General features: G+C 63.5%; 25 protein-coding genes and 1 pseudogene. 16 read left to right on the top strand and 10 right to left on the bottom strand.

Annotation, left to right across the window (positions count from 1 at the left end):
• Nucleotides 1-34: 34 nt before the first annotated feature.
• Together ACO055_RS19430 and ACO055_RS19425 are read right to left on the bottom strand one after the other, a co-directional pair.
• Nucleotides 35-907, bottom strand: coding sequence for an LOG family protein (locus ACO055_RS19430; RefSeq protein ID WP_422060489.1), 873 nt, complete (start codon nucleotides 905-907; stop codon nucleotides 35-37).
• Nucleotides 908-953: 46 nt separating this feature from the next.
• The gene (locus ACO055_RS19425) at nucleotides 954-1,655 is read right to left on the bottom strand and encodes an extensin family protein (RefSeq protein WP_422060488.1); all 702 of its coding nucleotides are present in this window, start codon (nucleotides 1,653-1,655) and stop codon (nucleotides 954-956) included.
• Between the two features lie 169 nt (nucleotides 1,656-1,824).
• Here ACO055_RS19425 and ACO055_RS19420 point away from each other — a divergent pair, with 169 nt between their 5' ends.
• The 3 genes from ACO055_RS19420 (at nucleotide 1,825) to ACO055_RS19410 (ending at nucleotide 5,905) form a co-directional block, all read left to right on the top strand.
• Entirely contained in the window at nucleotides 1,825-2,955 is a 1,131-nt protein-coding gene (locus ACO055_RS19420; RefSeq protein WP_422060487.1) for a phosphoserine transaminase, read from the top strand.
• 105 nt (nucleotides 2,956-3,060) lie between these two features.
• Nucleotides 3,061-4,647 carry a phosphoglycerate dehydrogenase gene (serA, locus tag ACO055_RS19415; RefSeq protein ID WP_422060486.1) on the top strand — a complete coding sequence of 529 codons (1,587 nt, stop codon included), beginning with the start codon at nucleotides 3,061-3,063 and terminating at the stop codon, nucleotides 4,645-4,647.
• A 142-nt stretch (nucleotides 4,648-4,789) separates the two neighbouring features.
• Nucleotides 4,790-5,905 (top strand): ATP phosphoribosyltransferase regulatory subunit, encoded by a 1,116-nt coding sequence (locus tag ACO055_RS19410; protein ID WP_422060485.1) that lies wholly within the window; start codon nucleotides 4,790-4,792, stop codon nucleotides 5,903-5,905.
• A 127-nt stretch (nucleotides 5,906-6,032) separates the two neighbouring features.
• Here ACO055_RS19410 and ACO055_RS19405 read toward each other — a convergent pair whose 3' ends face one another.
• Together ACO055_RS19405 and ACO055_RS19400 are read right to left on the bottom strand one after the other, a co-directional pair.
• Complete coding sequence (locus ACO055_RS19405) at nucleotides 6,033-6,410, bottom strand: DOPA 4,5-dioxygenase family protein (protein ID WP_422060484.1); 378 nt, start codon at nucleotides 6,408-6,410, stop codon at nucleotides 6,033-6,035.
• Between the two features lie 468 nt (nucleotides 6,411-6,878).
• Complete coding sequence (locus ACO055_RS19400) at nucleotides 6,879-7,811, bottom strand: alpha/beta hydrolase (RefSeq protein WP_422060483.1); 933 nt, start codon at nucleotides 7,809-7,811, stop codon at nucleotides 6,879-6,881.
• Between the two features lie 137 nt (nucleotides 7,812-7,948).
• Here ACO055_RS19400 and ACO055_RS19395 point away from each other — a divergent pair, with 137 nt between their 5' ends.
• Nucleotides 7,949-9,238 (top strand): adenylosuccinate synthase, encoded by a 1,290-nt coding sequence (locus ACO055_RS19395; RefSeq protein WP_422060482.1) that lies wholly within the window; start codon nucleotides 7,949-7,951, stop codon nucleotides 9,236-9,238.
• Here ACO055_RS19395 and ACO055_RS19390 read toward each other — a convergent pair.
• On the bottom strand, nucleotides 9,228-10,115 hold the full coding sequence (locus tag ACO055_RS19390; RefSeq protein ID WP_422060481.1) for a haloalkane dehalogenase: 888 nt from the start codon (nucleotides 10,113-10,115) through the stop codon (nucleotides 9,228-9,230). The genes ACO055_RS19395 and ACO055_RS19390 overlap by 11 nt on opposite strands.
• Before the next feature lie 84 nt (nucleotides 10,116-10,199).
• Here ACO055_RS19390 and ACO055_RS19385 point away from each other — a divergent pair, with 84 nt between their 5' ends.
• Nucleotides 10,200-10,697, top strand: a complete 498-nt coding sequence (locus tag ACO055_RS19385) for a L,D-transpeptidase family protein (protein ID WP_422060480.1) — start codon at nucleotides 10,200-10,202, stop codon at nucleotides 10,695-10,697.
• Nucleotides 10,698-10,710: 13 nt separating this feature from the next.
• A complete protein-coding gene (locus ACO055_RS19380) occupies nucleotides 10,711-11,301 on the top strand; it encodes an NADPH-dependent FMN reductase (protein WP_422060479.1) in 591 nt (196 codons plus the stop codon).
• Here the strand turns inward: ACO055_RS19380 and ACO055_RS19375 are convergent.
• The gene (locus ACO055_RS19375; protein ID WP_422060478.1) at nucleotides 11,298-12,620 is read right to left on the bottom strand and encodes a spinster family MFS transporter; all 1,323 of its coding nucleotides are present in this window, start codon (nucleotides 12,618-12,620) and stop codon (nucleotides 11,298-11,300) included. The genes ACO055_RS19380 and ACO055_RS19375 overlap by 4 nt on opposite strands.
• Before the next feature lie 112 nt (nucleotides 12,621-12,732).
• On the opposite strand from ACO055_RS19375, the gene ACO055_RS19370 reads away from it, so the two are divergent.
• Nucleotides 12,733-14,298 (top strand): amidase, encoded by a 1,566-nt coding sequence (locus ACO055_RS19370; protein ID WP_422060477.1) that lies wholly within the window; start codon nucleotides 12,733-12,735, stop codon nucleotides 14,296-14,298.
• On the opposite strand, the gene ACO055_RS19365 is transcribed toward ACO055_RS19370, so the two are convergent.
• Nucleotides 14,299-14,781, bottom strand: coding sequence for a DUF2721 domain-containing protein (locus tag ACO055_RS19365; protein WP_422060476.1), 483 nt, complete (start codon nucleotides 14,779-14,781; stop codon nucleotides 14,299-14,301).
• Nucleotides 14,781-15,995, bottom strand: coding sequence for an LL-diaminopimelate aminotransferase (locus ACO055_RS19360; RefSeq protein ID WP_422060475.1), 1,215 nt, complete (start codon nucleotides 15,993-15,995; stop codon nucleotides 14,781-14,783). Before ACO055_RS19360 ends, ACO055_RS19365 begins: the two co-directional genes overlap by 1 nt.
• A gap of 115 nt (nucleotides 15,996-16,110) precedes the next feature.
• Between ACO055_RS19360 and ACO055_RS19355 the strand changes: the two genes are divergently transcribed.
• From ACO055_RS19355 to clpS, 3 genes are all read left to right on the top strand, one after another.
• Entirely contained in the window at nucleotides 16,111-17,883 is a 1,773-nt protein-coding gene (locus ACO055_RS19355; protein WP_422060474.1) for a PHA/PHB synthase family protein, read from the top strand.
• Nucleotides 17,884-18,004: 121 nt separating this feature from the next.
• The gene (locus ACO055_RS19350) at nucleotides 18,005-18,757 is read left to right on the top strand and encodes a phasin family protein (RefSeq protein ID WP_422060473.1); all 753 of its coding nucleotides are present in this window, start codon (nucleotides 18,005-18,007) and stop codon (nucleotides 18,755-18,757) included.
• Between the two features lie 191 nt (nucleotides 18,758-18,948).
• Nucleotides 18,949-19,314: an ATP-dependent Clp protease adapter ClpS gene (gene clpS, locus ACO055_RS19345; protein WP_422060472.1), complete on the top strand. Its 366-nt coding sequence runs from the start codon at nucleotides 18,949-18,951 to the stop codon at nucleotides 19,312-19,314.
• 110 nt (nucleotides 19,315-19,424) lie between these two features.
• On the opposite strand, the gene ACO055_RS19340 is transcribed toward clpS, so the two are convergent.
• On the bottom strand, nucleotides 19,425-19,916 hold the full coding sequence (locus ACO055_RS19340) for a winged helix-turn-helix transcriptional regulator (RefSeq protein ID WP_422060471.1): 492 nt from the start codon (nucleotides 19,914-19,916) through the stop codon (nucleotides 19,425-19,427).
• A gap of 76 nt (nucleotides 19,917-19,992) precedes the next feature.
• Here ACO055_RS19340 and ACO055_RS19335 point away from each other — a divergent pair, with 76 nt between their 5' ends.
• The 5 genes and pseudogenes from ACO055_RS19335 to ACO055_RS19315 all read left to right on the top strand — a co-directional run bounded on the left by ACO055_RS19335 (nucleotide 19,993) and on the right by ACO055_RS19315 (nucleotide 23,540).
• Nucleotides 19,993-20,724: an SDR family oxidoreductase gene (locus ACO055_RS19335; protein WP_422060470.1), complete on the top strand. Its 732-nt coding sequence runs from the start codon at nucleotides 19,993-19,995 to the stop codon at nucleotides 20,722-20,724.
• Entirely contained in the window at nucleotides 20,718-21,320 is a 603-nt protein-coding gene (locus ACO055_RS19330) for a 2-hydroxychromene-2-carboxylate isomerase (RefSeq protein ID WP_422060469.1), read from the top strand. The genes ACO055_RS19335 and ACO055_RS19330 overlap by 7 nt, the downstream gene beginning before the upstream one ends.
• A 167-nt stretch (nucleotides 21,321-21,487) precedes the next feature.
• Nucleotides 21,488-21,808, top strand: a pseudogene (locus ACO055_RS19325) (ATP-binding protein); the annotation flags it as partial.
• A gap of 230 nt (nucleotides 21,809-22,038) precedes the next feature.
• Nucleotides 22,039-22,647 carry a CRISPR-associated endonuclease Cas1 gene (gene cas1 / locus ACO055_RS19320; protein ID WP_422060468.1) on the top strand — a complete coding sequence of 203 codons (609 nt, stop codon included), beginning with the start codon at nucleotides 22,039-22,041 and terminating at the stop codon, nucleotides 22,645-22,647.
• Complete coding sequence (locus ACO055_RS19315; RefSeq protein ID WP_422060467.1) at nucleotides 22,644-23,540, top strand: HNH endonuclease; 897 nt, start codon at nucleotides 22,644-22,646, stop codon at nucleotides 23,538-23,540. The genes cas1 and ACO055_RS19315 overlap by 4 nt, the downstream gene beginning before the upstream one ends.
• A 559-nt stretch (nucleotides 23,541-24,099) precedes the next feature.
• Here the strand turns inward: ACO055_RS19315 and ACO055_RS19310 are convergent.
• Complete coding sequence (locus ACO055_RS19310; protein WP_422060466.1) at nucleotides 24,100-25,167, bottom strand: DUF3011 domain-containing protein; 1,068 nt, start codon at nucleotides 25,165-25,167, stop codon at nucleotides 24,100-24,102.
• A 207-nt stretch (nucleotides 25,168-25,374) separates the two neighbouring features.
• Here ACO055_RS19310 and ACO055_RS19305 point away from each other — a divergent pair, with 207 nt between their 5' ends.
• The gene (locus tag ACO055_RS19305; protein ID WP_422060465.1) at nucleotides 25,375-25,836 is read left to right on the top strand and encodes a hypothetical protein; all 462 of its coding nucleotides are present in this window, start codon (nucleotides 25,375-25,377) and stop codon (nucleotides 25,834-25,836) included.
• Nucleotides 25,837-25,975: the final 139 nt, after the last annotated feature.

Below are 25,975 nucleotides of genomic sequence, written 5' to 3'. Positions count from 1 at the left end.
TCCCCGTCGCAACGCGACAGGGATGACCTAACGATCAATGATGTTCGGCGTTCGCGTAAAAGTCCTGGATGATCTTCCAGCCTTCCTCGGCGGTCTCGACGAACTTGAACAGGCCAAGGTCGCGCGCGCTGACGACGCCTTCCTCGACGAGCGCCTCGAAATTGACCACGCGCTGCCAGAATTCCTTGCCGAACAGCACGATGGGGATCGGCTTGATCTTGCCGGTCTGGATCAGGGTCAGCAGTTCGAACATCTCGTCAAAAGTGCCGAATCCGCCTGGAAAAACGGCAACCGCGCGCGCGCGCAGCAGGAAGTGCATCTTGCGCAGCGCGAAATAGTGGAACTGGAAGCTGAGCGACGGCGTGACAAAGCGGTTCGGCGCCTGCTCGTGCGGCAGGACGATGTTGAGCCCGATCGATTCGCGCCCTTCGTCGGCGGCGCCGCGGTTCGCGGCTTCCATGATCGACGGCCCGCCGCCCGAACACACGACGAAATGGCGACAGCCGTCGTCGTCGCACGGCACCTGGCTCGCAATCCGAGCAAGGCTGCGCGCTTCGTCATAATATTTGGCCTTGGCCTTCAGATGACGCGCAATGTTGCGCTGGACGTCGTCGGTCGCCGCGGTTTCCAGCGCGTCGGCGGCATCGGGTTCAGGAATGCGCGCCGAACCATAGATGACAAGCGTCGACTCGATCTTCGCTTCGTCGAGCAGCAGTTCGGGCTTCAGCAGCTCGAGCTGGAAACGCACCGGGCGCAGATCTTCGCGCAACAGGAAGTCATTGTCCTGAAAGGCGAGCTTATAGGCCGGATCGGCAGTCTGCGGGGTGGTCGTCGCCTGCTTGGCGAACTGCGCGTCATCCTTGGCTTTGTGGAAACGCGAACGATGGGGTTGTTTGTCCTGGGCCATGTGCGAGCGGCTAGCCGTTTCGCGTGACTTTGCCAAGTCACCGGCCTTATCGGCAGTAACCGTTGCCGCTCATGTCCATGTGGAAGTGATTGTAATGCGCGGCGTTATAGTCGGGGCTGAGCACGGTGCCAAAGCGGCGGCACGCCGATTTGTGGAGCGCGCGAAGGAAATCCTGCGACGGCTTGTCGCCCTTCCATCCGCCGTCGAGCATGATGCGGCGCCCATCGGCGAGCACGAAGCCCGCCACGTCGATCGCGTTGGAATAGGCATGCTGCGACAGCCGCCCCGAGCGGCCACCATAGATGTTGCGGCAACTATAGGTGCCGAACGTCTCGATCTTCACGACCTCCGACCCGAGATATTTCAGCGCTGCCGGCTTCACGGCGAACTGCGCCCAGGCCGCGAACGTCTTGGCCAGCGGGCAGGTCATTGCACCGAGGTTCGTCACCGGCGTGCCGATGTCGAGCAGCTTTACCGAATCGATCGAACTGCACCCGCCGCCATGATCCTGATTCGGCAGCGGCGTGAAGCGCACGCCCGCCTGTTTGAGGTCGAAAGCACATTGCTGGGCTTCGGGGCTGGTAAAGGATGGCGTACCGACGACCTGCGGACGGTTCGGCGTGCTTGTCGTCGCGCGCTTGCCGCCGCCCTGCTTCATCACTTCGGGCGCACCGAAACAGCCCGAAAGCGCCAGCGCCGCAGTGGCGGCGATCAGGACCCGGGGCCGCAGGAAAGACGGGATCGGCATGGCCGGTAATTTACCGAAGTTATGGTTAACAAGCCGTATACCTTTGCTTCGGCTCGTCCGAAATTTCGCGCGGCCGACGCAATTTGTTTGACAGTTGCGCGCCCGACCCTAAACGCGGCGCCGGGCCACGCGGTCCCAACGCCGCGCGAGCTCTCTGCAAGGAGAGACTATGATGAGTGAAGTACCGACGCCACAATTGCGCCCTGCGCGCCCGTTTTTCTCTTCCGGACCCTGCGCCAAACCGCCGGTCTGGTCCCCCGAAAAACTCCACACCGAATCGCTGGGCCGCTCGCATCGCGCCAAGATCGGCAAGACGCGTCTGCAATATTGCATCGACCTGATGCGCGAGATGCTGCAGCTGCCCGACACCCATCGCATCGGCATCGTTCCGGGCTCCGACACCGGCGCTTTCGAGATGGCGATGTGGACGATGCTCGGCGCCCGCCCCGTCACGACGCTCGCATGGGAGAGCTTCGGCGAGGGCTGGGTCACCGATGCCGCGAAACAGCTCAAGCTCGACCCGACCGTCCTTCGCGCCGACTATGGCGCGCTGCCCGACCTGACGCAGGTCGACTGGTCGAACGACGTGCTCTTCACCTGGAACGGCACGACCAGCGGCGTCCGCGTCCCCGACGGCGACTGGATCGCCGACGATCGCGAGGGCCTGAGCTTCGCCGACGCGACCAGCGCGGTGTTCGCTTATGACCTGCCGTGGGACAAGATCGACGTCGCGACCTTCAGCTGGCAGAAAGTGCTCGGCGGCGAAGGCGGCCATGGCGTGCTGATCCTTGGCCCGCGCGCGGTCGAACGGCTCGAGAATCATACCCCCGCCTGGCCGCTCCCCAAAGTGTTCCGCCTCGTCAGCAAAGGCGCGCTCGCCGAGGGCGTGTTCAAGGGCGAGACGATCAACACCCCGTCGATGCTTGCCGTCGAGGATGCGATCTTCGCGCTCGAATGGGCGAAGTCGCTGGGCGGTCTCGACGGGCTGAAGGCGCGCAGCGATGCCAACGCCGCGGCGCTCGACAAGATCGTGACGGAACGCGAGTGGCTGAGCCATCTCGCCGCCGATGCCGCCAGCCGCTCGAAGACGTCGGTCTGCCTGTCGGTAGCCGGCGCCGACGAGGGCTTCATCAAGACGTTCGCCGGGCTGCTCGAAGCCGAAGGCGCGGCCTATGACATCGCGGGCTATCGCGACGCGCCGCCGGGGCTTCGTATCTGGTGCGGCGCGACCGTCGACACCGCCGATATCGAGGCGCTCGGCCCGTGGCTCGACTGGGCCTACGCCGAACTTCGCAAATAATTTCCATCGTCATTCCCGCGGAAGCCGGAACCCAGTGCTGCCATCGCTAACGCTGGAACTGGGCCCCCGCTTTCGCGGGGATGACGAGAGCAAAGGAACAATGACATGACCGCTCCCAAAGTCCTCATCAGCGACAAGATGGACCCCAAAGCCGCCGCAATCTTCAAGGAACGCGGTATCCAGGTCGATGAAATCACCGGCAAGACCAAGGACGAGCTGATCGCGATGATTGGCGACTATGACGGCCTCGCCATCCGGTCGGCCACGAAAGTCACCGCCGACGTCCTGGCCGCCGCAACGAACCTGAAGGTCGTCGGCCGCGCCGGCATCGGTGTCGACAATGTGGACATCCCGGAGGCGTCGAAGAAGGGCGTCATCGTGATGAACACCCCCTTCGGCAACAGCATCACCACCGCCGAACATGCGGTCGCGATGATGTTCGCGCTCGCCCGCCAGATTCCCGAAGCGAACACGCTGACGCAGGCGGGCAAATGGCCGAAGAACGACTTCATGGGTGTCGAACTTACTTCGAAGACGCTCGGCCTGATCGGCTGCGGCAACATCGGCAGCATCGTCGCCGAACGCGCGATCGGCCTGCGTATGAAGGTCGTCGCCTTCGACCCCTTCCTGACCCCCGAGCGCGCGATCGAGCTTGGCGTCGAAAAGGCCGATCTCGACACCTTGCTCGCCAAGGCCGACTTCATCACGCTGCACACGCCGCTGACCGACCAGACGCGCAACATCCTGTCGGCCGAAAATATCGCCAAGGCGAAAAAGGGCGTGCGCATCATCAACTGCGCGCGCGGCGGGCTGATCGACGAAGCGGCGCTGAAAGACGCGCTGGAAAGCGGCCAGGTCGCAGGCGCGGCGCTCGACGTGTTCGCGCAGGAGCCGCCGGCGGCCGACCATCCGCTGTTCGGCGCGCCCAATTTCATCTGCACGCCGCACCTCGGCGCATCGACCGACGAAGCGCAGGTCAATGTCGCGATCCAGGTCGCCGAGCAGATTTCGGATTATCTCCTCACCGGCGGCATCACCAACGCGCTCAACGTGCCGAGCCTGTCGGCCGAGGAAGCCCCCAAGCTGCGCCCCTATATGGCGCTCGCCGAAAAGCTCGGCAGCCTCGTCGGCCAGCTGGCGCATGACAATCTCACCAAGATTTCGGTCGAAGCCGAGGGCGCAGCCGCCGATCTCAACCTCAAACCGATCACTGCCGCGGTGCTGACCGGCCTGATGCGCCGCTATTCGGACAGCGTGAACATGGTCAACGCGCCGCATCTGGCGCGTGAAAGAGGCCTCGACGTGCGCGAGGTGCGGCATGATCGCGACGGCGATTATCACACGCTGATCCGCGTTACGGTGTCGACCAGCGACGGCGATCGCTCGGTTGCGGGCACGCTGTTCAGCAATGGCGACCCGCGCCTCGTCGAGATGTTCGGCATCAAGGTCGAGGCCGATCTCGACGGCCATATGCTCTATATCGTCAACGAGGATGCGCCGGGCTTCATCGGCCGCATCGGAACCGCGCTCGGCGAAGCGGGCCTCAACATCGGCACCTTCCACCTCGGCCGCCGTGCCGCAGGCGGCGAAGCGGTGCTGCTGCTCAGCCTCGACTCGCCCATGCCTGAACCGCTTCTGTGGCAACTTTGCCAACTTCCCGGCGTGAAGACGGTGAAAGGTCTGAAGTTCTGATCTTAGTCTCCCTCCCGCTTGCGGGAGGGGTCAGGGGAGAGCGTGTCGCGGGCAGCTCGACCGAAACAGGCCCTCCCCGCCCCCTCCTGCAAGCGGGAGGGGAGAAGTTGACTCCCGCACCTACAGCCCTAAGGCCGCACCCATGACCAAGGCCCCTGCCCTGCTGCCCGAAGGCCTCCGCGACCGCCTGCCCGTACAGGCCGAGGCCGCATCGCGCGTCACGCGCGCGCTCGTCGATGCGATGCGCGCGCATGGCTATGGCCGTGTATCACCGCCGCTTGCCGAATTCCGCGAGACGCTTGGCACCGATGACGACCGCTCGGCGCGCGACCTGCTCCGCTTCACCGATCCCGTGTCGCAGCGCACGCTCGCCCTGCGCCCCGACATCACGCGTCAGGTCGGCCGCATCGCAACCTCGCTGCTCGCAAAGGCGCCGCGCCCGCTGCGGCTTTGCTACGCGGGGCAGATCGTCAAATTGCGGGCAAGCCAGCTTCGTCCCGCGCGCGAAATGCTCCAGGTCGGCGCCGAACTGATCGGCAGCGACAGTGTCGCCGCGGCGCGCGAGATCGTGACCGTCGCGATCGATGCTCTCGAGGCGGCGGGGATCGGTCAGGTGACGATCGACTTCACCCTGCCCGACGCCGTCGGCCTGCTCGCCGGCGGACCGCTGCCGGTCGCCGCCGATATCGAGAGCCTGCGCGACGAACTCGACGCGAAGGACGCCGGCGCGCTCGTGCAGCTCGGCGCCGAAGCCTATCTGCCGCTGCTTCGTGCGACCGGCCCGTTCGACCGCGCGATCGCCGATCTGCGCGCCTTCGACACATCGGGCGTGTTGACGAGCCGTATCGATGCGCTTGAGGAAATTGCCGCGCCGATCCGCAACCGCGCCGACCTGACGCTCGATCCGACCGAGCGGCATGGCTTTGCCTATCAAAGCTGGTTCGGCTTCCAGATTTTCGTCCCCGGCCAAGGCGACGCAATCGGTCGCGGCGGCGGCTATGCCATACCGGTCGGCGACGAACAGGAAGAGCCCGCCGTCGGGTTCTCGCTCTATCCCGACCCGCTGATTGATGACGGTCTCGGCGTCGAGGATGAAGCCGACCGCCGAATCTTCCTGCCGCTTGGCCACGATCCCGCACTCGCGGCAAGCCTGCGCGCCGACGACTGGCAGACGATCGCGGCGCTGTCCGAAAGCGACGATGCGCGCGCGCTCGGCTGCGGCTTCACGCTCGGCCCCGACGGCCCGGTCGAGGTCTGACGCGCTATTTGCCCAATAATGTTTCCCCGCAAAGGCAGGGATCCATCACCTACTGGCCCGACATGGCACCGACCGGAGATGGGCCCTCGCCTTTGCGGGGGAGCGGCTTTTTTGCTGATCGAATCGTTCAGAAATCCGACACGCCAAAGCGCGGGATGCCTTGGTTGATGCCGGGCGGATCGAGCACCGTCACGTCGAGGTCGACCGCCTCGCCGAGCCAGTGCGCAAGGCTGGTATGGTCGGCAAGATCGTCGTCGGTGAGCGGATGGACGAGCGCACGCAGCCCGGTCGCCTCGATCGCCGCGACCACGGCTGCTCGGTGCTTTGCCAGAAAATGCACTTCATATTGCGCGATCGGGTGCGGCCCCGCCGGGCCGTCGGTCAGCGCGCCGACGAACAGGATCGCCGGGTCTTTGCCGAAATCATGACGCAACGCGACGGCGGCCGGCCGCTCGGCGGGATCGTAATAGATATGAGCGTGATAGGGCGCATCAGGGTCGGTCATGCAAGTATCCATTCCTCGTCACCCCGGATTTGATCCGGAGCCTGGCTATCTTGACGTCAAAGGCGAGCCCCGGGTCAAGCCCGGGATGACGAAACGGCGGCGCGCGACCAATTGCGGACGATGCCTATGTGTTCCCCCGCGAAGGCCGGGGTCCCGAGCGTGTGCACGCAACGTCGGCCCTCGATCGCCCTGGGCCCCGGCTTTCGCCGGGGAACACGCTGGGTCAGGGCCCCGGCTTTCGCCGGGGAACACGCTGGGTCGCTAGGTTCCCGCTTTCGCGGGAATGACGAAGGGAGCTATGAGCGCTCCTCACCCCCAACCGGACGCCCAATCGATCGTCACCCCGGACTTGATCCGGGGTCCATGACGTCAGCGTTGCAGTGGACCCCGGGTCCAGCCTGTCCTGACCCTGTCGAAGGGTCCGGGATGACGAAGGCATGACCGTCCGCTTCTCACGGCAAAGCGGACCTAAACGCCAAACACCCGCTTCAACCACGCGTCGACCGTCGCCGTCGGCGCATAGGCCGGATCGCCCAGGCGCCGGTTGATCTCGGCGTGCCCTTGCAGCCCCTCGCCGGGAAAGCTGCCGCGTTCGACCCGGCTGCCTGCCGCCGTCAGCGCCTTGTCGAGCGCTTCGGCCTGCCGCACCCCGTCGGGGCGCTGGACATAGAGCAACAGGAATTGCGAGGCATTCGGCGCCGCCGCCTGCAAGGTCGGCGAAAGCGCCTTCTGCCGCGCCGGATCGTCGCCAAAGGCTTGAGCATATGTCTTTTGCATGATCGGCGGCCCGTCCTTCATCTGCGCGGGTACGTCATAGGCCGCGCCGTCGATCGGAATGACGCCCGAGATGTTGGCGAAGCTCAGCCCCGCGCCGCGCAAATATCGTTCCTCGGTGCCGACAAGCGCGACCAGATGCGCGCCCGCGCTATGCCCCATCAGCACGATCCGCCGCCGGTCGATGCCAAGGCTGTCGGCGCGCTCGATCAGCGCCTTCACCGCCGCGGCGACGTCGGACGCCTGCTCCTCGACCGTCGCATCGGGAACGAGGCGATAGTTGATCGAAGCAAAGGCAAAGCCTTCGGCGGGGTAATGCTGCGGTTTGAACTGGCCCGTCGCATTGTCCTTGCTGCCGCGTTTCCAGCCGCCGCCATGGACGAAGACGATCAGCGGCGCCCGCCCCTTTGCATTTTTGGCGCGCCAGACATCAAGGGTTTGCAGCGCGTTGCTGCCATAGGACATCGTCTCGCCGCCCGGCACCTTCGCGCCTTCGTCGGCGCCCATCCGTTCGGCGAGACGATCGCGGAATCGGTCGCGCATCTTCTCGCGTGCGTCGCCTGCGGTCATGCCGCCGATGACGAATGCGGCCGCCGCGCTCATGCCGATGTAGGTTCGCTTGTTCATACCGCATCTCCATCTGCCCCGGCATCGCAGATTTGCCGGTCAAATGTCGCAAATTCATCCCAGCGCACCTTGCCTCTCCGGCCAAATCCGCTAAGGCCGCGCCGGGCCGAAGCGGCCTCTTTCAGCAGGACAGCATCATGGCAAATGTCACCGTCATCGGGTCGCAATGGGGCGACGAGGGCAAGGGCAAGATCGTCGACTGGCTCGCAAGCCGCGCCGACGCGGTCGTGCGCTTTCAGGGCGGTCATAATGCCGGCCATACGCTCGTCGTTGGCGAGCAGGTCTACAAACTGTCGCTGCTCCCCTCGGGCATCGTCACCGGTACGTTGTCGATCATCGGCAATGGCGTCGTGCTCGATCCGTGGGCGCTGCGCGACGAGATCACCAAGCTGCGCGGCCAGGGTGTTGCCATCAATCCCGAGAATTTCGCGATCGCGGACAATTGCGCGCTGATCCTGCCCTTTCACCGCGACCTCGACGCGCTGCGCGAAACCGCCGCGGGCGCAGGCAAGATCGGCACCACCGGCCGCGGCATCGGTCCGGCCTATGAAGACAAGGTCGGCCGCCGCGCGATCCGCGTCTGCGACCTCGCGCACCTCGACAAGCTCGACCCGCAGCTCGACCGCCTCACCGCGCACCATGACGCGCTGCGCGCCGGTTTCGGCGAGCCGCCGATCGACCGCGAGCGGCTGATCGCCGACCTCACCGAAATCGCCGACTATGTCCTCGAATATGCGCAGCCGGTGTGGAAGCGCCTGAAGAAGGTCCGCAAGGCCGGCGCGCGGATCTTGTTCGAAGGCGCGCAGGGCGTGCTGCTCGACGTCGACCACGGCACCTATCCTTTCGTCACCAGCTCGAACACCGTCAGCGGCACCGCAGCGTCGGGCTCGGGGCTGGGTCCCAGCGCCGTCGGCTTCGTGCTCGGCATCGCCAAGGCGTACACGACCCGCGTCGGCAGCGGCCCGTTCCCCACCGAGCTCGATGACGCAATCGGCCAGAAACTCGGCGAGCGCGGGCATGAATTCGGCACCGTCACCGGGCGCAAGCGCCGCTGCGGCTGGTTCGACGCCGTGCTCGTGCGCCAGAGCTGCGCAGTATCGGGCGTCACCGGCATCGCGCTCACCAAGCTCGACGTGCTCGACGGCTTCGATACGATCCGCATCTGCACCGGCTATCGTCTCCGCGGCAAGATCCTCGATTATTTCCCGGCGCATTCGGCCGACCAGGCCGAAGTCGAGCCGATCTATGAGGAAATGGACGGCTGGCAGGAAACGACCGCAGGCGCGCGCAGCTATGCCGACCTGCCGGCGCAGGCGATCAAATATATCCAGCGCGTGCAGGAATTGATCGAAACCCCGATCGCGCTCGTGTCGACCAGCCCCGAGCGCGAGGACACGATCCTGATCCGCGATCCGTTTAGCGACTGATCGCAGCGGTATCGCGGATCGCCGCGACGAAGCCCGCGGGATCATCCTCCTGGATGAAATGGCCGCCCTTCAGGGTGCGGTGCGCCATGCCCTGCGTCCCCGGCACGCGCCCGCGGAACAGGGCATCACCGCCGCGCGTGATCGGATCGCCGTCCGAAAAGCAACAGAGGAAGGGTTTGTCGAAGCGCTCCAGCACCGCCCATGCGCGCTTCTGGTCGGGAACCGCGACATTGTCGCCCAGCGGCACGAACGACGGAAAGACGCGTGCCGCGACCTTTGACGCCCGCGTCGGAAAGGGCGCGTCATAGGCGGCGATTTCTTCGGCGCTCAGCTCGCGCTTTGCACCGGCCTTGACGATCTTGCCGATCGGGAAGACCGGGCTGTAACGCGAAAAGGCGCGCCAGATCGCAAAGGCACGCGGCGCCGGCTGGCCCTCGGGCAGCCCGCCGTTCGACAAGGCGACGCCCGCGAACCGCTCGGGCATTTCGGCGACCAGGCGCAGGCCGATCAGCGAACCCCAGTCCTGGCACGCAAGGATCATGTTCCGCAGGTCGAGCGCCTCGATCCATTGCCGCATCCACGCAACCTGCGCCGCATAGCTGTACGCCGAACGATCGAGCGGCTTGTCCGATCGCCCGAAACCGATCAGGTCGGGCGCGACGACGCGAAAACCCGACGCGGTCGCAGGGCCGATCATGTGGCGATAGAGATAGGACCAGGTCGGCTCGCCGTGCAGCATCAGCACCGGCTGCGCATCGACCGCGCCCTCGTCGACATAATGCACGCGAAGCCCGTCCGCGATGTCGGCATATTTCGGTGCGTAGGGCCAGTCGGGCAGCCCGTCAAAGCGCGCATCCGGCGTGCGAAATATCCGCATCGTGTTTTCCCCTATTCGCGCCCGCCGCCAGCTTAGCGCGCGCCGCGGCCTTGTCCATGCGCGGCGAAGGCCTAAGATGGCGCCATGCGCATCGCGTTCGCCCTGCCCTTCCTTCTGCTCGCGGCCTGCGGACCGGCGCTGTCGCAGCCATTCGCTGCCGAGACACAGGTCGATCGCCTTCTCGTCGACAAGAGCGAGCGCGTGCTGATCGGCTATGCCAAGGGTCGCGAGATCGTCCGCTATTCGCATATCCGCCTTGGCGACGCGCCGGTCGGGCACAAGCGGTTCGAGGGTGACGAGCGCACGCCCGAGGGCGACTATCGGATCAACGGCCGCAATCCGAACAGCCGTTATCATCTCTCGCTGCGCATCTCCTATCCCAACGAAGCCGACCGCGCCTATGCGGCCGCGCAAGGGCGGTCTCCGGGAGGCGATATCTTCATCCACGGTCAGCCGAGCGCTCAATCCGGCCCACCGATCGCACGCGACTGGACCGACGGGTGCATCGCGCTCTCCAACGCCGAAATCGAACAGCTGTGGGCACGCGTTCCCGATGGCACGCCGATCACCATCCGCCCCTGAAAGGAAGACACCCATGTCGCGGCATATCCTGGTCCTATATGGCAGCTATCGCCGCGACAGGCAGGGCATCAAGCTCGCGCACTGGCTGGTCGAACAGATCGCGGCGCGCGGCGACAGCGCCGAACTGATCGACGCAAAGGCCGTCGACCTCCCGATGCTCGACCGCATGTACAAGGAATATCCGAAGGGCGAGGCGCCGCCCGCGATGGCCGAGCTTGCGGGCAAGATCCGCGCCGCCGACGGATTCCTGTTCGTCACCGGCGAATATAATTGGGGACCACAGCCGGGGCTCAAGAACCTGACCGACCATTATCTCGAGGAATGGTTCTGGCGGCCCGCGGCGATCGCCTGTTACTCGGCCGGCCCCTGGTCGGGGGTGCGCGCGATGATGGGCTGGCGCGACACGCTCGGCGAGATGGGCATGGCGGTCATCTCGTCAATCCTGCCGGTCGGACGGATCGGCGGCGCATTTGGCGGCGATGGCAAGCCGGCGGGCGAGGATGGTGCGCGGCTGGAAAAAAGCTTCCCGCGCTTTGCCGACGACCTCAACTGGTGGATCGATGCCGCGAAAGCGCAGCGCGACCGGCAGGACCCGCCTTATTAGCCCGACTTCAATTCCGCCTTCAGCCGCAGGCTGGCGCGCCAGAAGAAAAAGGCCGGGATCAATCCAAGCCACGCCGCGCCGTACAGCACCCAGCGCACGCTCTCCTGCCCTGCTACAGGTTGCAAGGCGTCGGACAAGACGCCGAACAGGAAGGGGCCAAAGCCCAACCCGATCAAATTCTGCCCGAACAGCATGATCGACGCCGCGATCGCGCGCGCCTGAGGGCGGACCAGCCCCTGCACGCAGCCATAGGCCGGACCGTAATAGGCCGAATTCAGGATCGTCGGAATGATCAGCAACGCAACGGCAACGCGCCAATCCTCCATATAATAGCCCAGGAACAGGATCGGCGCCGCGACCGCCATGCCATAAGCCGGAAAGGTCAGCAGATGCTTCCGGTCGCGCGGGCCGAACTTGTCCGCCATCTTCCCGCCGAGCCAGGTGCCGAACACCCCTGCCAGCCCCAACACCACCGCCATCGACAGCCCGGCTTCGGTCGTCGACAGGCCGTGGCTGCGGATGAAGAAGCTGATCGTCCACAGCGCCTTGCCATAACCGAGGAAAGCAACGACCGACGACGCGATCAGGATATGGACGAACGCGCGCGAGGCAAAGATTTCGCGCATCGCTGCGCCCGTCGAAAGTTGCGTCGGCGCGGCGACGGCATGGGCTTCGGCAGGCCGGAAGTGGCGCGGCTCGCGCAGGAAAAAGAGCACGACGAGCGCGAGCAGCAGCCCGGGCGCGCCAACGAGCATCAGCGCGACGCGCCAGCCGTAAAGGTCGTTGACGACGCCGCCGATGATCAGCCCTAGCAGCGACCCGATCGGGACCCCGAGCCCATAGAAAGCGATCGCCGACGAACGCTTCTCCGGCGCCACGGCGTCCGAAATCAGCGAGTGTGCCGCGGGCGTGCAGCCCGCTTCGCCGACACCGACGCCGATCCGCGCGAACAGCAGCTGCACAAAATTTTGCGCCAGCCCGCACACGGCGGTCATCGCCGACCAGATGGCGAGCGCGACCGCGATCAGGCGGACGCGGTTCGACCCTTCCTTGTCGGCATAACGCGCGATCGGGATGCCCAGCAGAGCATAGAAGACAGCAAAAGCCGGCCCCGCGAGCAGGCCGAGCTGCGTGTCACTGAGGCCAAGGTCGGTCTTGATCGGTTCGGCCAGGATGTTGACGATCTGCCGGTCGAGAAAGTTGAAGATATAGACGACCAGCAGGATCCACAGCATCGTCCGCGTGCGTGCAGCGGCGTTTTCGGCGCTGTCGGCGGGGGGCGACGCGATGCCGGTGGCAAGCGCTGGCTTTTCAGTCATTTTTCTCTCCCAGGCGGAGAAAGTGCAGACCGGCGCGCAGGCTGTCAACGCCGTGGCGGCAAACCGAAATTCCGGACTTGCAATTGCCGCTACGGCTGGCAGCCTGCTGTCCATGAAGAAAATTTTCCTGGCGACCGCCGTGTCGCTCCTCGCGCTCGCCCCCGCCGCAGCGATGCCGCCGCCGCTGCCGCCCGTCGAGGACAAGGACGCCGCGACCTTGCAGGCCGAGATGCAGGCGGGCGCGCTGCACGACGAGTTGGTGACCACCCTGTATCTCGACCGGATCACCAAGCTCGACGATTATGGGCCGACGCTGGGCGCTGTCATCGCGACCTTTCCCGATGCCATGAGCGAGGCGAAGCGGCTGTATGACGAACGCGCAGCGGGCAAACTGCGCGGGCCGCTTCACGGCATCCCCATCCTGATCAAGGACAATATCGAGGCGAAAGGTCCGGTTCCGACCACGGCGGGCTCGCTGGCGCTCAAGGATAATATCACCGGCCGCGATGCACCTATCGTGGCGCGGCTGCGCGACGCGGGCGCCGTAATCCTTGGTAAAACGAATCTCAGCGAATGGGCGAACATCCGCTCGGGCGATTCGACGAGCGGATGGAGCGCGGTCGGCGGATTGACCAGAAATCCCCATGCGCTCGACCGCAATAGCTGCGGCTCCTCGGCGGGCAGCGGCGCTGCCGTTGCGGCAAGTCTCGCGCCGCTGGCCATCGGGACCGAGACCGACGGATCGATCACCTGCCCCGCCGCGATCAACGGCATCGTCGGGTTCAAACCGACTGTGGGACTGGTCAGCCGCACCTTCATCGTTCCGATCAGCCACAGCCAGGACACGGCCGGACCGATGGCGCTGACGGTGCGCGATGCTGCGGTGCTGCTGGGCGTGATCGCGGGCAGCGACCCCGCCGATCCGGCAACCGCAGAGGCCGACGCTCGCAAGGTCGATTATGCGGCGAAGCTGCGGCCCGATGCCCTCAAGGGCAAGCGTATCGGCGTGCTGCGCGATCGCATCGGCGGGCGCGCCGACATCGCCGCGCTGTTCGACGCAGCGCTGAAAGCGATGGAAGGCGCCGGCGCGACGATCGTCGAGATCAAGGGCAGCAAGGCGGGGCAGGACGAACTCGGCGGCGCCGAACTCGAAGTGCTGATGACCGAACTCAAGGCCGACATGGCGACCTATCTCGCTTCGCTTCCCGCAAAGGACGGTCCCAAGACGCTCGCCGACCTGATCGCCTTCAACAAGGCGCAGCCAGAGGAATTGCGCTGGTTCGACCAGTCGCTGTTCGAGCTTGCCGAAACCAAGGGCGGACTCGACAGCCCTGCCTATATCGAAGCGAAGGCCAAGGCAGCACGGCTGGCCGGCGCCGAGGGGATCGACCGGCTTTTGGCCGCCAACACAGCCGACTTTCTCGTCGGCGTGACCAATGGCCCCGCCTGGACGACCGACCTCGTCAACGGCGACCATTATACCGGCCCCAGCGTCAGCCAGATGCCCGCGGTCGCGGGCTATCCGCACCTGACGGTACCGATGGGCGCGGTCGAGGGACTGCCCATCGGACTGTCGATCATCGGGTCGAAGTGGAGCGACGCCGACGTTCTCGCCGCGGGCTATGTTTATGAACAGGCGAGCAGGAAGCGCGTGACGCCGACCTATAGGCCGCACTGATCAGCGGCGGTCGCGCCGCTTCTTCCAGCCCATTTCCTCCAACTCGAGCAATTCCATCGGCACATGGATTGTCCGGATCGCCAGCCGCACCTCGATCAGGAACAGCGCCAGTGACAGAAGCAACAGCAGCATCGCGACCGCAAAAACCCATGCCGCCGCGAGCCCGAGGTCGAAACCCGCGACCGCCTGTGTGAACAGCAACGCGACGAGCAGGCAGACGACGATCCCGCACGCAACGGCGGCGGCGATCGAATTGTTGATGACGTCGATCCGCCGGTCGACGACGCGCAATTCGGCGACGACGCGCTCATGCTCCTGCCCTTCGGTCTTCGACCAAAGTTCCATCAACGCACGCGACCGGTCGATCACGCGCGCCAGCCGGCCGGTAAAGACGTTGAGAAGGCTGCCGGTCGCCACCAGCAGGAACACCGGTGTGACCGACAGCTGGATCGTCTCGGCAATCGCGCCGAGCCCGGTGGCCATCAGCCGCCGGCCGCGACCGACGGCGTGTTCACGCCGTGCATCTGAAGGAATTTGCGGACGTTGCGCGCGGCCTGACGGATGCGCTGCTCATTCTCGACCATCGCGATGCGGACATAGCCTTCGCCGTCTTCGCCATAGCCGACACCCGGCGCGACCGCGACCTTGGCATGCGTCAGCAACTGCTTCGAAAACTCCAGACTGCCCATTTCCCTCAGCGCGGGGGGCAGCGGCGCCCAGGCGAACATCGACGCCGGCGGGCTCGGGATGTCCCAGCCGGCGCGGGCAAAGCTTTCCACCATCACGTCGCGGCGCTTCTGATAGAGTTCGCGATTCTTCTGGACGATATCCTGCGGCCCGTTGAGCGCCGCGCAGGCGGCGGCCTGGATCGGCGTGAACGCGCCATAATCGAGGTAGGATTTCACGCGCGTCATCGCCGCGATCAGCCGCTTGTTGCCAACCGCAAAGCCCATCCGCCATCCCGCCATCGAATAGGTCTTCGACATCGAGGTGAATTCGACCGCGACATCCTTCGCGCCCGGCACTTGCAGGATCGAAGGGGTGGGATTGCCGTCGTAATAGAGTTCCGAATAGGCAAGGTCGCTCAGGACCCAGACCTTGTTCTCCTTAGCCCAGGCGACGAGCCGCTCATAGAACGCCAGGTCGACGGCTTCGGCGGTCGGGTTCGATGGATAGTTGACGACGAGGATCGACGGCCGCGGCACGGTGAACGCCATCGCGCGGTCGAGTGCGCGCCAGTAGTTCTCGTCGGGCGTCGTCGGCACGCTGCGGATCGTCGCGCCGGCGATGATGAAACCGAAGGTATGGATGGGGTAGCTCGGGTTCGGTGCCAGCACGACGTCGCCGGGGCCGGTGATCGCGGTCGCAAGGCTCGCAAGCCCTTCTTTCGACCCCATCGTCACGACAACCTCGCTCTCGGGATCGAGTTCAACGTTGAAGCGGCGTGCGTAATAATTGGCCTGCGCGCGGCGAAGGCCCGGAATGCCCTTCGACTGCGAATAGCCATGCGCATCGGGCTTCGCCGCGACTTCGCACAGCTTGTCGATCACATGCTGCGGCGGCGGCAGGTCGGGGTTGCCCATTCCCAGGTCGATGATGTCTTCGCCCGCGGCACGCGCGGCCGCACGCATCGCATTGACTTCGGCGATGACATAGGGCGGCAGGCGCTTGATGCGATAGAATTCATCTTCGGGCATGGGAAACTAGAACAACTCCTTTTCGTTACTTGCAGATTGACGCGAGCGGCAGCCTCGCCAGCCGCACCGCGGCTTGTTATAGGCATATTGACGGCACTGACCAGCAGGAACGAACATGACCGACGCAGGCGAAAACAACACTACCGAAGCGCCGAATCCCTTCCTGCCTTCGCCCGATGATCTGCAACATTGGGCCAGCGTCATGGGCCGTGCACAGCAGATGATGCTCGAATATGCACTGGGTCAGGCGAACCAGGGCAACAGCGCCGCCGCAGGAATGTTCGACCCGGCAAGCTGGCTGCAAAATCCGACGACGCAGGCGTGGGCCGAGCAATCGTCGAAGATGTGGGAACAGGGCGTTGCCTTCTGGACTTCGATCGCCACGTTGAAACCGCCCTTCGAGGCGGCCGCCGACGCACCCAATGACCGGCGTTTCGCCGATCCCGATTGGAACGCCAACCCGGCCTTCGCGCTGATCCGCCAGACCTATGGCCTGTTGTCCGACCAACTGCTGACGACAACGCGCACGATGCAGGGCCTCGACGATGTCGCGCGCGCGAAGATGGAGTTCGCGGCAAAGGGCATGGCCGAGGCGCTGTCGCCCTCGAACCTCGCGATCACCAATCCCGAAGTGATCAAGCGCGCCGTCGAAACGCGCGGCGAAAGCCTGCTCAAGGGCCTGAAGCATATGCTGACCGACCTGTCGCGCGGGCAGCTCAGCCATGTCGACCCCGACGCGTTCGAGGTCGGCGTGAACATCGCGACGACCCCCGGCAAGGTGATCCACGAAACCGATCTCTACCAGCTCATTCAATATGAGCCGACAACGAAGGACGTCTTCGCGGTCCCGCTCGTCATCTTCCCGCCGTGGATCAACCGCTTCTACATCCTCGATCTCAACCCGGCGAAAAGCTTCGTCGCCTGGGCAGTCGAACAGGGTCTTACGGTGTTCATGGTGTCGTGGCGGTCGGCCGACGCGTCGATGAAGGATGTCGTCTGGGACGATTATATCGCCGCACAGGTCGACGCGATCGATACGGTGCGACAGCTGGTCGACGTCCCTGCCGTCCATACGATCGGCTATTGCGTGGCCGGCACCACGCTCGCCGCGACGCTCGCGATGCTCGCTGCGAAGGGCGAGGCGGACAAGGTGAAGTCGGTGACCTTCTTCACCGCGCAAGTCGATTTCGAACAGGCGGGCGAGCTCAAGCTGTTCGTCGACGAAAGCTATCTGACCCTGTTGCAGCAATTGTCGGCGCCGGGCTTCCTCGACGGGCGCTATATGGCGGCGACCTTCAATTCGCTGCGCGGACGCGATCTGATCTGGAATTATGTCGTGAGCAATTATCTGCTCGGCAACGACTATCCGCCGTTCGACCTGCTCTATTGGAATGGCGATACGACCAACCTGCCCGCAAAGTGGCACCGGCAATATCTGGTCGACCTTTATCGCGACAACCGTCTGGTCATCCCGAACAGCCTGTCGGTTCTTGGCACCCCGATCGATCTCAAGAAGATCACGACTCCCGCCTATATCCAGGCGGGACGCGAGGATCATATCGCCCCGCTCGCCAGCGTCTGGCGGCTGATGGATCATCTCGCGGGCCCGAACAGCTTTGTGCTGGCGGGATCAGGACATATCGCCGGGGTCGTCAATCCCCCCGCGGCGGGCAAATATCAATATTGGACCGGCGACAACAAGGCCGCGACGCTGGACGATTTCGTCGCTGGTGCCACCGAGACAAAGGGCAGCTGGTGGCCGCACTGGATCGGCTGGATTTCGGCACAGGACAGCGCAAAAACCCCTGCCAAGGGCTCGCGTATACCCGGAAAGGGCGATAAAAAGGCGATCGAGGATGCGCCCGGTCGCTATGTCAAACTGCGGTAATATCGCGCGAATATAACGCCTCTCGCAGCGCGCTCCGACAATTTTTGTGCACTGCACCATTTTTCCCTTGAAATCGCCGAACCACTCCTATATTGTGCACTGCAACATAAAGGAGTTCCCCATGGCTACCAAGATGGATAGTGCCGAAAAGGCTTTTGAAGCCGCGACGCTGGAAACCGCCCCCAAGCCGGTGGCTGCTCCTGCCGCGCCGGCTCCGGTTGCTGCCCCTGCGGCAGTGAAGGCCCCGGCCCCTGCAAAGATCAAGACGGTTAAGGCAAAAGCCAAGCCGGCTGCGAAAAAGGCCGCTGCTCCCAAGGCAGTTGCCAAGAAGGTCGCCCCCAAGAAGGCGGCTGCAAAGACCATTGCCCCGAAGCTCACGAAGGCTGCGCCGAAGCCGGCCGCCCTCGCCACCAAAGGATTCAAGACCATGAACGACACCGTGAAGAAGTTCGCCGACGAAGCGAAGACCCGCGCCGAAACCCTGACCGCCGATTTCCAGTCGCGTTCGAAGGACGCTCTCGCCAAGTCGAGCAAGCTGGCTGAAGAAGCCGTCGAATTTAACAAGGCGAACGTCGAAGCGCTCGTCGAAGCCGGCAAGATCGCTGCCAAGGGCATCGAATCGCTCGGCCAGGAAGGCGTCGCTTTCGCTCGCAAGAGCTTCGAAGACACGTCGGCCGCGATGAAGGGCTACACCGCCGTCAAGTCGCCCGCCGAATTCCTGAAGCTCTATGCCGAAAACAGCAAGAAGGCGTTCGACGCCGCTGTTGCGCAGACCTCGAAGACCAGCGAACTCGTCGTCAAGCTGACGAACGACAGCTTCGCGCCGATCTCGAACCGCGTTTCGGTCATCACTTCGAAGATGAAGGCAGCCTAAGGCTTTCATTCTTCTCGTTGGCGCGGGCTCTTCCCCCTCCTCTCCCCGCCTGCGCCGACGCCGACAAGACCGCTCGCTTCCTCCGGAAGCGGGCGGTTCTTGCTTTTGCGGGACAGGCATGGCGAACAATCGGTAAAAATGCCCCTATCCGCCCTCTTGCGATTCCGCCCCGGCTTGCGATATTCCTGACGATGATGCTTCCTGCTTCGATCCCTCATGTCGTGCACGCAATGGCGGGCAAGGATGACGATGCTTCCGGTACGCCGGGCGTCGGCATAGCCACGCGCACCCGCGCGAAGCCCAAGAAGCCGTCGATGTACAAGGTGCTGCTGCTCAACGACGATTACACGCCGATGGAATTCGTCGTCATGGTGCTCCAGCGTTTCTTCAACATGGACATCGAACAGGCGACGCAGGTCATGCTGCATGTGCATCAGCAGGGCGTCGGCGTGTGCGGCGTGTTCAGCTATGAGGTGGCGGAGACCAAGGTCAATCAGGTGATGGATGCCGCGCGGCAGAACCAGCACCCGCTGCAGTGCACGCTGGAAAAGGCATAACTTTCGTCGTCATGGCGAGCGAAGCGAAGCAATCTCAAGCTATCGACCCTGTGCGGGGCCGATAGCTTGAGATTGCCGCGTCGCCGACGGCTCCTCGCAATGACGAAACCCTAACGCGCCCTCGCCGCCTGCTCGGCGCTGAGCGCCGGCGACGGCTCTCCCTTCAGATCGCCATAGCGCAATGGCGCGCCACATCCCGGACAGACGGTCGACGTACCGACGTCGGCGCCGCACGCACGGTGGATATAGCGCATCGCCGGCCCATCACCGGTCTCGCCCTGTTCATACGCCCAGCGCTCGGCCCAATTGCGCATTGCATACAGCACATCGAACAGATCCTTGCCTTTGGCGGTGAGCCGATATTCGTGGCGGGACGGGCGCTCCTGATAGGCGTGTCGCTCGACAACGCCCTCTTCCGCCAGCCGCTTCAGCCGCGCCGACACAAGCTGCGGCCCGAGCCCCGTGTTCGCAGCAATGGCTTCGAACCGCCGCCGCCCGAAAAACAGGTCGCGCAGGATCAGCAGCACCGCGCGGTCGCCGAGCAATTCGGCCGACCGGCCGACGGGACAGAATGTGTCCGATAAATCGGCACGCTTGGGCACGCTTTCGCCTCCTCGCAAAAATCGCTTGTCACTATGATTATCATAGTTACTATCGATCGCAAGAGGAGAGTCGCAAATGCCCAACCCCGCAGCTGTCATCATCGGCGCCGGCGACGCCACGGGCGGCGCGATCGCACGCGCTTTCGCGGCGGAAGGCCTCACCGCTTGCGTCAATCGCCGTGAACGCAACGCCGACGCGCTCGAAGCGCTCGCCCAATCGATCCGTGACGACGGACATTACGCCCGCGCCTTCGCCGGCGATGCCCGCGACGAAGAGGCGATGATCGCCTTGTTCGACCGGATCGAGGCCGAGGTCGGCTCGATCGAAGTCGCCGTGTTCAACATCGGCGCCAACGTCAATTTCCCGATCGCCGAGACAACGGTGCGCGTTTACACCAAGGTCTGGGAAATGGCCTGCCTCGGGGGCTTTCTGATGGGGCGTGAGGCGGCGAAACGCATGACCCCGCGCGGCCGCGGCACGATCATCTTCACCGGTGCTACCGCAAGTCTGCGCGGCGGATCGGGCTTTTCGGCCTTCTCGGGCGCGAAGGGCGCGCTGCGGATGCTGGCGCAGTCGATGGCGCGCGAACTGGGGCCGCAGGGCATCCATGTCGCGCACACGATCATCGACGGCGCGATCGACACCGAATTCATCAAGGGTCGCCACCCCGATTTCGACAATGCCAAGGCGCAGGACCTGATCCTGAACCCCGATGCCATCGCTGCCAATTATGTGATGCTCCACAAACAGCCGAAGAGCGCGTGGACGCACGAGATGGACCTTCGGCCCTGGGGAGAGAAATGGTGAGCAAAACCCTCGAACTCATCTTCGACTTCGGCAGCCCCAACGCCTATCTCACGCTGAAGGCACTGCCCGAGCTGCTCGACCGCACCGGCGCCGACCTGATTATCACGCCCTGCCTGCTCGGCGGCATCTTCAAGGCGACGGGCAACAAGGCGCCGATGATCCAATATGCCGAGGCGCCTGCCAAGCTTGCTTATGAAAATCTGGAGATGCAGCGCTTCATAGAAAAGCACGGCTTGACCAGGTTCCGCATCAATCCGCATTTCCCCGTCAACACGCTGCTCATCATGCGCGGCGCAATTGTCGCCAGCGATGAAGGCAACCTCGACGACTATGTCGATGCCGTGAACCGCGCGATGTGGGAGGATGGCCTGAAGATGGATGACCCCGAAGTCGTCGCGACGTTCCTCTCGGCGAACGGCTTCGATGGCCCCGCGCTGCTTGCGCGGACGCAGGAGCCCGAAATCAAGGCGAAGCTCGTCGCCAACACCGAAGCCGCGGTTGCGCGCGGCGTGTTCGGCATTCCGACCTTCTTCGTCGGCGACGAAATATTCTTCGGCAAGGATCGGCTCGGTCAGGTTGAAGAGGCACTCGCCTGACCAAAACTCGCCGCCCCTGCTTTTGCAGGGGGGTATAGTTATCGTCGGCGAACTACGAAACTTTGACCACAGGAACGTAATTCCGTTCATATGGTCAGCTCGAAAAGTCGTTGCCATTCGCGGGTGCGGCGCAACATTGGGTCGCTCTCTGCAATGACTTCTAATGCCTGGTGACACGCCTCGAAGAGGAGACCCGGATCGGCAAGGGCGGGACCCTGGCGGCGCAGCTGTCGCGGCTCGACCTGATCGTGCTCGACGAGCTTGGATATCTGCCGTTCGCACGCTCGGGAGGGCAGTTGCTGTTCCACCTCATCAGCAAGCTTTATGAGCGCACCAGCGTCATCATCACCACGAACCTCGCGTTCGGCGAGTGGCCTACCGTCTTCGGCGATCCCAAGATGACCACGGCGCTGCTCGACCGCGTCACCCACCACTGCGATATCGTCGAGACGGGCAACGATAGCTGGCGCTTCAAAAACCGCAGCTGACCGCCACCTTCGCCGCCTTCAAAAATCTATCTTGCGCTGCGTGCGCCTCCGGTCGGGCTACGCCCGACCTCCGCCGCACGCAGCGCAAGGCTCACCTCAACAAACCCCCATCATATCCGCAAGGGGGTCCTTCTTCGACGCCGATCGGGGGTCCCGTTTGAACGCCGTTTGACAGGCAGATCGAGCGACGGGATAATGACGACAAACGCAAAGCCTTTGCTATCGGTCTTGTGACACGCAAACTCGCCGCCAGCATCGAAACGCTGGATCGGCACGTTCCCGAAAGCCGGAAAAGAACGACCGCGCTGGAATGGCATCGGAATGCAATCGATAGGCTGGAACGGGAGAGCGTCGCTACCGTCAACGATTTGCGCGGGATCGAAGGTCAGGCCGCAACGCTCTATTTCGGATCGTGGCAGGGATTGCCGATCAATTGGACGGGCAAGCGGCCCATCCCTGACGACTGGCATCAATATGACATTCGCAGTTCGATGGCGAACGGTCCAAAGCCGCAAAATCGCAACGCCTCGCACCCGCTCAATGCGATGCTGAATTACGCCTACACGGTGAAGCTGGCGCAAATGCAGATTCAAGCCATCGCCGATGGATATGATCCGACGATTGGCATCATGCATCACGGGAGGCGCGGTAAGCCGTCGTTCGTATTCGACCTGATCGAACCAGAACGACCGAAGATTGATGCGGCCATTCTTCAATTTGTTGCCGATCAGTCGTTCACGGCGACAGATTTTGTAATTCGAAATGACGGCGGTTGCAGATTGTCGCCGCAGCTCGCTCGAATGATTGCGCAAGAAGTTAGCAGCGGGGTAGCAAGATGACGCAGCGAGAAAGTCTTAAACCGACAAAAAAGGATAACGTCTTTGATCTTGCGGAACAGGCAGGCTTTGACGTTTCGGACTGGATCGACAGCTCGAATGATCCTCGTGGTCACAAGGCAAACCCGAAATACTGCTATGAGTGGGTATTTATCGAACCCGGCAAAGTGGTGATTTTCAATCTATGGTTTTCAAGCATGATTGAGGAGGCCGGCCAAATCAAACAACGAGGGAATTTTCGCGAGGATGCCGCCTCGCACAATGTTCCCGGTGGCAACACTCTTTGGCGGCGACGCGCCACTAGACTCGATGACGCCTTGAAAGCCTCGGTGATCGACAATCTGCCGATTCGAGTGATTATCGTTGATGGGAAACAGCGCGATAAAACTGAGCCCGGCTACGCACAAAATGCGTCCGAGGTTAGCAAGCGCGAGCTAGACCCAGAACCTTGGACGCTGACGCAGTATGATATGGCGACTGGGCAGTTTGAGCTAACGCGGGGCATTCTGGATCAGGAATTTGTCGATCAGTTTGACATGGATCAGCTCACGAAATCTGGGCCGGAAAAATTCGAAACTACTTCCTCGGTCTATTACCGCGATCCGAAGGTTCGCAAGGCGGTTTTGCGTCGTGCCAATGGCAAATGCGAACTCTGCGGCGTAAAGGGTTTTGAGATGGCTGGGGGCGCAATTTACCTTGAAACGCACCACGTCATTCCGCTCGCTGATCGCGGAGACGATCACGTTTTTAATGTAGCGGCACTTTGCCCGAACGATCATCGACGCGCTCATTATGCGCAGGAAAGAAATGAGATTCAGCAACAGCTCTTGGCGTTTCTGGGTCAGCTCAATATTTCACAACGCCCATTGCATCGACCTGTGGTCAATTCCGTTTAATTGATCCAGCATCACTATACCCCCCTGCTTTTGCAGGGGCGGCGGTTTTCTGGCTTTTGACGGGAATCGACCGATTGCGGCCATCCCAATCCTCCCCGCTTGCGCGGAGGGGGCCGCCGAAGGCGATGGAGGGAGGCCGCGGCCTGACGTGCCGTTGCGCACGGACGCGAGCCCCCTCCGTCAGCCGCTGCGCGGCTGCCACCTCCCAACGAGTGAGGAGGATTTTCCCTCGTCGCCTCGGACTTGATCGGCAATTATCCCACTGGGACAAGGAATGGATGCTCCCCCGCGAAGGCGGGGGCCCAGCGACAAGGAAAGACGCGCGGCAGTGCACCCTTCGACGTTTCGCGTAGACGCTGGACCCCCGCTTTCGCGGGGGAACACATATTTGCTCCCATGGGATATATCCGGACATATTCGGACTTGATCCGGAATCCATGACGACGGTGCAGCTATGGATCCCGGATCAAGCCTGTCCTGAGCAGACCGAAGGATCCGGGATGACAAAGCGAAGGGAGGCAATTTCCGCTTCGTACCCCAAAGCCGACGACTGCGCGCCTCAGCTGAAATCGAGCTGGATGATGTCGCTCGGCGTCGCGCGGCAATACATCTCGATCGAACGCGCGCCGTCGGGATAGGTCGCGGTCATTGCGGCGCGGATGCGCCAGCCGCCATTGCCCTGTTCGAGCGACACCAGCTTGTCATAGGACAACCGCGTTCCGCCGGTCACGCCGATCTGGCGCGCCGCGTCGGTCATGCAATTCTGAACCGACGGCCGTGCCGCGCTCGGCAGGCTCGACAGATTGGCGCTCAGCGTCGCCGGGGGACCGGCAGGATAGGTCGCAGGCGCTTCAACTGCCGTCTCTTCGCCCGTCGCCGACTTCTTCTTTTTGCTGAGCAACAGCGCCAACAGCCCGCCGGCAACGACAACGCCGCCGATGATCAACCCGGTGCTCGGCCCCTTGTCCTTTTCCTTTTCGGGCGGGCGGGCATCCCAATAGCCATAACCAAAGTCTGCACGGCAGCCCTTGTCGACCCAGATATAATCGGCCGTATAACCCCATTGGCGGCCGGCGTTGCACTTGCCACCGATCCTCTGCACCAGTTCGACGCGGCTGTTCGTCGCGACGTTGCATTGTTCATAGCGGTTGCCACGCGACTCGCAGCGGATCGTGCCGGCATAATCCTGAACCGGCTGAGGCAGCGGCGTCGGATAGCCGCCGCCGCTGTTGCCATAGCGGAATTCGCCGCGGCAGCCGTTGTTGACCCAGATATGATCGACCGCATAACCCCAGGTGGCGCCTTGCGAGCATCGCCCGCCCAACGTGCGTAAAAGTTCGACGCGATATCCCGTCTGGACGTTGCAGCGCTGATATTGCTGGTTCCGCGATTCGCAGCGGATGGTCGCGCCATTGCCATAGTCGGGCCGCGGCGGCTGGATCTGCGGGCCGCCGGGCCGCGGCGGCGTCGGAGGGACCGGGACGGGCTCGACCGGCCGCGGCGGCTGGATTTGCGGGCCCCCGGAGCCGGGATAGGGCAGCGTCGTAACCTGGGCAAATACTGGCGTCGCCAGTTGCGACGCGATCAACGAAACCGTGGTGATGGTTGTGACGACAGGATTCCGCATAGCATTTTCTCCCTGTTGAACTGTTTGCCCGACCGCCCTCTTGTTCTTCCTCTATCCACGCGAATCATTTCATATTTTCACATCGAACACCACGACCAAAGGCGCAGCCGGGAAACCTGGGCATGCCCATCGGCGCGCTTTCCTTAGCCGGACGGATCAACTAGCCTCGCCACCGGGTCGCGCCACCGCAACAAGGGAGCCGACATTATGACCACTTCGATCATCGACGGGCACGTCGCAGCCGCCGACCTCAAGCGAGCGCGCTCGGGCATATCGATCTACCGCAGCATCACCTTCCAGCCCGACCAGGGCGCCGAGTGGGTGGTCAAGAATGCCGTCGTCAAACAGAATGTCGCCGACGCGCTGCTGCCGGGTGCGCGCGGCCGTTTCTATCTCTATAATGCTTTCGACGTGAAGGGCATTCACGGCGTGCGAACGTCCGACGGACAATCGATCTTCGGCTTTCCCGGTAACAACCAGAAACTCTTTCTCGTGCTCGGGATCTTCAACCTCATCTGGGTTGCCTTCACCATCGTGGTACGCGGCGGCGTTCCGCTGCTGGGCGCTGCCGGAATGGTCCTGTGCATCGTCGGCTATATTTTCATGAGCAAGGGGCAGCGCGAGGCACAGGCACAATTCGATGGCGACGCCGGCCATGTCGCAAAATAATCGCTTTCCTACTTTGCACCGGCGTGCTCATCCTGGCGGATGAACGACACCCGCGCATATCCTCGTTTCGCACGCGACGTTGCATCCTTGCCTAAAGCCACAAAGGACACAAATTCGATGCGAACGTCCGTGTCCTTTG

This window comes from Sphingopyxis sp. (assembly GCF_965227415.1).
In the GTDB taxonomy this organism is placed as follows: Bacteria; Pseudomonadota; Alphaproteobacteria; order Sphingomonadales; family Sphingomonadaceae; genus Sphingopyxis.
The sequence above is the reverse complement of the archived record's forward strand: the minus strand, read 5'-3'. Positions and strand labels throughout refer to the sequence as shown.